We start from the raw sequence: 6,884 nt of genomic DNA, 5'->3' as shown, positions 1-6,884 counted from the left end.
AATTCTCCATAACTACTTCTAACATGTTTGGATTTACTACCATTGCGATAGTTAGGATTAGAACTTCTTTCTGATTTGCTATAGCCTAAATGATCATCCATTTCAGATTCCATCATACTTTTAATAGTACCTCCAAGCAAATCTTTCAAAGCATCTTGAATATCTTCTGCTGTTTCGATATCGTACTCTTCAATTAAACTTGCAATAATGTTTTTCTTCCCTTCGGTCAATGGACCAACTTTGTACACATTTTTCTTTGCCATAAAAATAGCCTCCTATAATAATTTGATTTTATCATAGAAAGCTATATAGTTTTAATATTTTACAGACTTTTTTTCACAGTCTCTAAATTTTTATAATAAATAACTCTCTGAGGTAATAATCAGAGAGTTTTTTATTATTAACTTATAAAATTTAAATCCATTTAATATCAGAATCAGCTCGATAAGGTATTTTAATGTAATTTTCATTATCGGGATAACCCATGGTAATTATACCATAAATTTTACTTCCGTCAGGAATACCTAGATATTCTTTGATCTCAGTATCCGCGTTTGAGATTCTAGTAAGATATCCTGCCCAGCAAGTTCCGATGCCTTTTGACTGGAATAAAAGTTCTGCGGATGTCAATGAAATTGTACAATCTGTATAGGAATTTATTGCTGATTCGCTACCATAAGCTATTAGTATATTTGGTGCGTTCATAGTTACACAGTTATTACCTGCTTCATATTCAGTTAAGATTTCAGGTGATATCTTATTTTCTCTAACCCATCTTAAGACCATATCCATTATTTTAGAAACTTTTTCTTTGCCATTTATTACAATCCATTTACAAGGGTGTTGATTTTTTGCACTTGGACACATCTTTACAGTATCTAGAACATTCGTAATGGTTTCTTTCTCCACTACATTGTTTTTATAACGACGTATTGATCTTCTGGTTTTAATATGATGAGCAAGTTGTTTGCTGAAATCATCACTTAATACTACTTCATTTGATGGAACCGATTGGCATTGGCAATCTTTACTGTTACATTCACAATCATATATAAGTGCATTTTCAGGACAAATTGATATACAATGTAGACATTCTATACATTTTTTATTCTCATTAAGCTTTGGATATTCATTTACTTCCTGAATAACCGTAAACGGGCATATTCTTATACATTGTTTACATTTTATACATTTTGATTTATCTACAGTAATCATTTTATAAGTACTTCCTTTCTTTAACATTAATATTAATGTGTGTCTAAAACACAATTAATTTTTTATGTATTTGTATTTAATAATAACAAAATCCTTTGAATCTAATTATTATATTATAAATATAAAATTATCGCAATATATTAAGGTAGTCTAAACTGGCAAGGCATTTAATGACCGTATTCAATATATAAAATAACATTGATTGTATAAAAACTTTTATAATTTATGTTATAATGGTTCCATTGATTGACACAGCGTTGCTGAGAGGAAGGAACCATTGAAACATGCTTGTCAGCTTGTGTCATGTTATAATGATTCTAATGATTGAAATAGCGTTGCTGATATGAAAGAATCATTGAAACATGCTTGTCAGCTTGTGTCATGTTATAATGATTCTAATGGTTTCATATTTTAAATAATTTTAGGAGAAGTAAAATGTCCATAGAAAAAGTAAGAGAATATTTTTCTCAATATGATATGAAAGATAAGATACTTGAATTTAATATTTCAAGTGCTACAGTAGAATTAGCAGCTAAGGCATTGAACTGTGATATGAAGAGAATTGCAAAATCAATTTCTTTTAAAGCGGGTGATAAAGGGATTCTTATTGTAACGGCAGGAGATGCAAAGATAGATAATGCTAAATATAAATCTAAATTTTCTGTAAAAGCAAAGATGTTATCAAAAGATGAAGTAGAAGAAATAATTGGACATGCTGTAGGTGGAGTTTGTCCTTTCGCTGTTAATGATAATGTCCATGTGTATTTAGATGAATCATTAAAAAGATTTGAGACTGTTTTTCCTGCATGCGGAAGCAGTAACAGTGCCATTGAACTTACTATTTCGCAATTGGAACAATATACAAATTTTGAAGAATGGGTTGATGTCTGTAAGGGTTGGTAAAAAATATAAATCTAAATATATGAGAGACAGTTAGACTTTACTGTCTCTGCTTTATAGATCTTCATGTGTAATATTTATTATTGTTGCTTCCGTGTTCGTTTCTGTAAAGGATATTATTTTTTCTGAAATGCTGTGGGAAAGTGCTTTGTTTGCTGAAAGATAAGCAATAGAAATTACGATAGTCTGATGTAGATCTTGTTCATCACTTTCTATAATTGAAATATTAAATTTATTTTTCAATTTATTACATATACTATTTACTATCATTCTTTTTTCTTTTAAAGAATGTACCCAAGAGGCATATAATTTTATAGTCATAATTGATACAATCATTATTTAAAAATCTCCTTTAATTATTAGTAGTCAAAAGGCTTTTTTTATAAACTTCAGTATATGTTAGCTTGCCATGTATTCTTTCAGATCTCATTAAGCTTATTTCATTTACTGAAACAGGAATTGTAAACTTTTGAGATAACATATCATTATCAAAATCCTTTTTTAATATTACTTCTCGTGCAAGTGTGATATGCGGTGAATATTTTCGACTTTCTATAATGAAACCATGATTAAGTAAGTTAAGGGAAAGCTCCTTTTGCATATTTAGAAGTTTCTTATTTTCTAGTATTCCCACCCACCATATATCTTTATTATTTCGTTTAAAAACCCCTAATTTATTAAAAGCAATACTAAATGCTTCTGTATTAATATTATCCATTGCATTTTTTATTAGAAAAACTTTATTTTCACTTATTTCACCTAAAAATACTAGAGTGAGATGAAAGTTTTCTTCTCTTGAAAAATTTCCTTTATAAGTTTTTTCCTTTAGTTGCTTCTGTATATTTTTAAGTTTCTGTTTTATGTTTTTATTAAAATTAATCGCTAAAAATAAACGCATTTTTTTAATCTCCATTATATATAATATATATTTTTTATTTTTAAATAGATAAAACAATTTTATAAAGATCTTGCAAATGCTTCTAGTATTCCTCAAAAATGACTTAAATACAAGCCTGAAATTAAAAATATAACACACTTGAGATAACTAGTGTTGCTTATTTTTGAAATGTTAGAGTTGTTGTAAATCCATGATTAGCAATACTGTTTATTTTCATTGTTCCATCATGGGCTTTCATAATCTGTTTGACAAGCAGCAGTCCTAAACCATGCCTCAAATCCAACCTTTCATTAGTACTGTTCATGTAATGAGGTTTTTCATCTAACTCTTGCAGCTTTTCACTGGACAATCCAATTCCATTATCAGAAATAATAAGTATAAGGGCAGTATCGGAGCAATCAAGAGATATCTTGATTTTACAGCCTTGTGGATTGTGTTTAATACTGTTCTGTACCAAATTGCTTATAGCCCGCGAGATTAAACGAGAGTCACATTCTATTGAGGTGTTTTTAGCAGCTGGAGCGATTTCAAGATTAATGGAATAAAAATCAGAAACACCTGTATTTAATAATTCTGCTACACAGGAACGTAGCAGTTTTGATAATTTAACAGGTTTCTTGTGCAATGGCTGCATTTCATATTCCAGTTGTGATACTAAATTCAAATCCTGTACCAGTTCTTTAATCTTAATACTTTGCTTTCGTACAATGTTAGCCTGTTCTCTTACGGAATTGACTACGGTTTCATCATTTGCAATGTATTCAGCATATCCCATAATCATAGACAGTGGGGTGCGGATGTCATGTGAAACTCCACTAATCCAATTAGCGCGGGCTTCATTTTGTCTACTTAAAATTTTAGATGCTTTATTTACAGTGTCAGCCACTTCTGATAATTCGCCGCTGATAGAAAGAGATACAGGATTACCGTTGGAAAGTGTTTTAATTGATGAAATAATCGGTTCTGTATTTTTAATGATTTTCTGCTTCGACAAATGGTAAAAGAAAAATAGTAGAAGAAGATCAATAGTTAACATTCCTAAAAAATAAAGTGGTAAAGTTCTAATAGCTTGAATAGAAAAATAATTGCTTGTGAGTTTGCTATAACTGTCTTTCGGATAACCCAATACCAGCAGTCCGCTATGGGTATTAGAAACAAAGACAGGGTAATCTTCAAGATAGCCTCTTGAAAATATAGCGACATCCTGAACTGTAAAATGAGCAGGAATGTTTTGAGGGGAATTAACAGACCACATGGTTTCTCCTGACGCATTGAGAAAAATACCCCAAATATGATTGCTTTCCAATTTATTGCGGGCTTCATCAGATAATCCATCCAAGGTAGATGCTGCGGCAATTTCTTCTAACATATTATTAGGTGATACTCCCCCATAGTCTTTTTTAATAATGCTATGAAAAGTACATCCAAAGGCAATAACATTGATAAGTAATAATAAAAGAATAAAGACTGCAAAAGATACTAGGTGTTTAGATATATATTTTCCAAATGATCTCATAGTGTTACTCCCTTGTATTTAATTTGTAACCTAATCCCTTAATAGTAATAAGAGAAACAGGTTTTGATGGTTCTGCTTCTATCTTTTCTCTTATGCGTCGCACATGAGCATTTAGACTGTTTTCATACCCAAAAGGATTATCTCCCCAAAGAGCTTCGCAAATTGCATCCACAGTGACAATTTTCCCTTCATTCCGTGAGAGTGTTTCAAGTAAAGTATACTCTTTTGCCGTTAAAGGAATGACTTCATCATCCCTTATTACCTCTGCCCGACTGAAATCAATCGTACAATTGCCCAATTTCAATAAGAGGGTGCCTTCTTCTTTGTAGCAGCGGCGTAATACTGCATAAATGCGCAATAATAATTCCTTCGGCATAAAAGGTTTTGCAATATAATCATCTGCGCCGAGACCTAAACCTGCCAATTTATCAGCAGTTTCGTCTTTAGCTGTAAGGAAAATTACTGGAACTTCTGTAAATGAGCGTATTTCTTCCATGAGTAAAAAACCATCTCCGTCCGGCAACATTACATCCAGAATTATTAAATCAGGCTTTTCATTTTTGATGACGTAAATACCTTCTTTAACAGAAGTAGCAATGATTATATTTTTAAAACCTTCATCAGTTAAGATTTTTGAAACTAATTTGAGTAAATCTGGCTCGTCATCTATAAGCATTATTTTTTTAATATGCAAAAAAGAATTATCCATAATGTTACCTCCGTTTACAAACAGTATATCATAACGTATTCGTTTAAGGTTTGGTTTAAGGTAAAAGTAAGGTAAAAGTAAGGATACAAGAATGTAAAAGTAAGGATGATGTTGTAACATAAAAACAACGAAAGGAGATGTTTTATATGAACTATATTATTACAACAGAACAGTTGACTAAAAAATACAAAAATTTTATTTCCGTCAACAAGGTTTCACTTCACATTCGTAAAGGTAGTATTTATGGTTTCCTTGGTCCTAACGGAGCAGGGAAATCTACCACAATGAAAATTTTATTGGGATTGACTGTTCCTACAAAGGGCAGCTTTACCATTAACGGGAAGCAATTCCCAGATGATAGGTTGAAAATACTGAAAGAGATTGGTTCTTTCATTGAATCACCCTCGTTTTATTCCAACCTGACAGGCCGGGAAAACCTTGAAATTATTCGTCGGATTTTGGGCTTGAAGAAAAACTCGGTAGAGGATGCTTTGGAATTAGTTGGTCTTACCGAGTTTGGTGACCGCTTGGCAAAAAAGTATTCATTAGGTATGAAACAGCGTTTAGGTCTTGCCGGTGCATTGTTAGGACGACCTCCTATACTTATTTTGGATGAACCAACAAATGGACTTGATCCTTCAGGTATCCATGAAATTCGTAATTTGATAAAATCCTTGCCTGCCTTATATGATTGCACCATCTTAATTTCATCACATATGTTGTCTGAAATTGAATTGATAGCAGACGATATTGGAATTCTGAATCATGGACGTATATTGTTTGAAGGCACCTTGGATGAGTTACGCCAAAACGCATTACAGTCCGGGTATGCTGCGGAAAATTTGGAAGAGGTGTTTCTTTCAATGGTGGAAAAGGATAATACTGCAAGAAAGCAGAGGACAAAGCTATGATGACCTTTGTAATTGAACTTAGGAAAGAAAAACGGACTGGCGTAATTGCACTATTGTTGGGAGTTGGTATTTTAGGTGCTGCATACGCTTTTATAAACTTTATTGTGCGAAAAGAAACGCTTTTAAATATACCATTAGCTCCAATGGATGTACTATTGACCCAACTTTACGGCATGATTATGATAATGAATATGTTTGCTATTATAGTAGCTGCCTGTATGATTTATAATATTGAGTTTAAGGGTAATGCACTCAAAAAGATGTATATGCTTCCGATAAACATTACGTCTATGTATTTTAGTAAATTCTTGATTATAACTGTGATGTTTATCTTGGCTGTAGCTCTGCAAAATGTGGCACTGGTTCAAATTGGAATGACATATTTACCACAAGGAGCGTTTGAATTAGTAACACTTATAACCTTTGCAGGGTATTCATTTATTACTTCTATGCCAGTATTGTCCTTTATGTTATTAGTTTCCTCATGCTTTGAAAATATGTGGTTCCCACTGGGCATAGGGGTAGCAGGATTTTTAAGCGGCATGGCTCTTGCCACATCAGATATAAGATTGATGCTTATTCATCCATTTGTTGTAATGTTAAAGCCCGCAGTAGCTATGAGTGCACAGCCAGATATGGCAGTTATTATTGTTTCTGCAATGGAAATAGTCCTCTTCCTTGGTGCAGGATTATGGATGTCAAAAAAACTGCACTATGAATAAGGAGGGAAATTTG

The 6,884-nt window shown here is 32.2% G+C and carries 9 protein-coding genes; 3 read left to right on the top strand and 6 right to left on the bottom strand.

Annotated elements, in window-relative coordinates; all coding sequences use genetic code 11:
* On the bottom strand, window positions 1-263 hold a 263-nt coding region (locus tag K292_RS0111835; protein WP_037373165.1), incomplete at its 3' end, for a transposase.
* 151 nt (window positions 264-414) lie between these two features.
* The gene (locus K292_RS0111830; RefSeq protein ID WP_027399999.1) at window positions 415-1,215 is read right to left on the bottom strand and encodes a nitroreductase family protein; all 801 of its coding nucleotides are present in this window, start codon (window positions 1,213-1,215) and stop codon (window positions 415-417) included.
* Between the two features lie 435 nt (window positions 1,216-1,650).
* Between K292_RS0111830 and K292_RS0111825 the strand changes: the two genes are divergently transcribed.
* The gene (locus K292_RS0111825; RefSeq protein WP_027399998.1) at window positions 1,651-2,118 is read left to right on the top strand and encodes a YbaK/EbsC family protein; all 468 of its coding nucleotides are present in this window, start codon (window positions 1,651-1,653) and stop codon (window positions 2,116-2,118) included.
* A 51-nt stretch (window positions 2,119-2,169) separates the two neighbouring features.
* Here the strand turns inward: K292_RS0111825 and K292_RS0111820 are convergent, their stop codons facing one another.
* The 4 genes from K292_RS0111820 to K292_RS0111805 form a co-directional block, all read right to left on the bottom strand.
* Window positions 2,170-2,451 (bottom strand): DUF503 domain-containing protein, encoded by a 282-nt coding sequence (locus K292_RS0111820; protein WP_027399997.1) that lies wholly within the window; start codon window positions 2,449-2,451, stop codon window positions 2,170-2,172.
* 16 nt (window positions 2,452-2,467) lie between these two features.
* Window positions 2,468-3,013 (bottom strand): RNA 2',3'-cyclic phosphodiesterase, encoded by a 546-nt coding sequence (thpR, locus tag K292_RS0111815; RefSeq protein WP_027399996.1) that lies wholly within the window; start codon window positions 3,011-3,013, stop codon window positions 2,468-2,470.
* A 157-nt stretch (window positions 3,014-3,170) separates the two neighbouring features.
* Window positions 3,171-4,529 (bottom strand): sensor histidine kinase, encoded by a 1,359-nt coding sequence (locus tag K292_RS0111810; RefSeq protein WP_027399995.1) that lies wholly within the window; start codon window positions 4,527-4,529, stop codon window positions 3,171-3,173.
* A 4-nt stretch (window positions 4,530-4,533) separates the two neighbouring features.
* A complete protein-coding gene (locus tag K292_RS0111805) occupies window positions 4,534-5,238 on the bottom strand; it encodes a response regulator transcription factor (protein ID WP_027399994.1) in 705 nt (234 codons plus the stop codon).
* 146 nt (window positions 5,239-5,384) lie between these two features.
* Here K292_RS0111805 and K292_RS0111800 point away from each other — a divergent pair, with 146 nt between their 5' ends.
* The gene (locus K292_RS0111800; protein WP_027399993.1) at window positions 5,385-6,149 is read left to right on the top strand and encodes an ABC transporter ATP-binding protein; all 765 of its coding nucleotides are present in this window, start codon (window positions 5,385-5,387) and stop codon (window positions 6,147-6,149) included.
* The gene (locus tag K292_RS0111795; protein WP_027399992.1) at window positions 6,146-6,871 is read left to right on the top strand and encodes an ABC transporter permease; all 726 of its coding nucleotides are present in this window, start codon (window positions 6,146-6,148) and stop codon (window positions 6,869-6,871) included. Before K292_RS0111800 ends, K292_RS0111795 begins: the two co-directional genes overlap by 4 nt.
* The last annotated feature ends 13 nt before the right edge of the window (window positions 6,872-6,884 follow it).

The organism is Anaerovorax odorimutans DSM 5092, assembly GCF_000426305.1.
Taxonomy (GTDB): domain Bacteria; phylum Bacillota; class Clostridia; order Peptostreptococcales; family Anaerovoracaceae; genus Anaerovorax; species Anaerovorax odorimutans.
This window is presented reverse-complemented; position numbering and strand designations above follow the sequence as displayed.

Excerpts from the sequence above, each read along its gene's own strand:
- K292_RS0111830 (WP_027399999.1), bottom strand. The coding sequence starts at position 1,215 with ATGATTACTGTAGATAAATCAAAATGTATAAAATGTAAACAATGTATA.
- K292_RS0111825 (WP_027399998.1), top strand. The coding sequence starts at position 1,651 with ATGTCCATAGAAAAAGTAAGAGAATATTTTTCTCAATATGATATGAAA.
- K292_RS0111820 (WP_027399997.1), bottom strand. The coding sequence starts at position 2,451 with ATGATTGTATCAATTATGACTATAAAATTATATGCCTCTTGGGTACAT.
- thpR (WP_027399996.1), bottom strand. The coding sequence starts at position 3,013 with ATGCGTTTATTTTTAGCGATTAATTTTAATAAAAACATAAAACAGAAA.
- K292_RS0111810 (WP_027399995.1), bottom strand. The coding sequence starts at position 4,529 with ATGAGATCATTTGGAAAATATATATCTAAACACCTAGTATCTTTTGCA.
- K292_RS0111805 (WP_027399994.1), bottom strand. The coding sequence starts at position 5,238 with ATGGATAATTCTTTTTTGCATATTAAAAAAATAATGCTTATAGATGAC.
- K292_RS0111800 (WP_027399993.1), top strand. The coding sequence starts at position 5,385 with ATGAACTATATTATTACAACAGAACAGTTGACTAAAAAATACAAAAAT.
- K292_RS0111795 (WP_027399992.1), top strand. The coding sequence starts at position 6,146 with ATGATGACCTTTGTAATTGAACTTAGGAAAGAAAAACGGACTGGCGTA.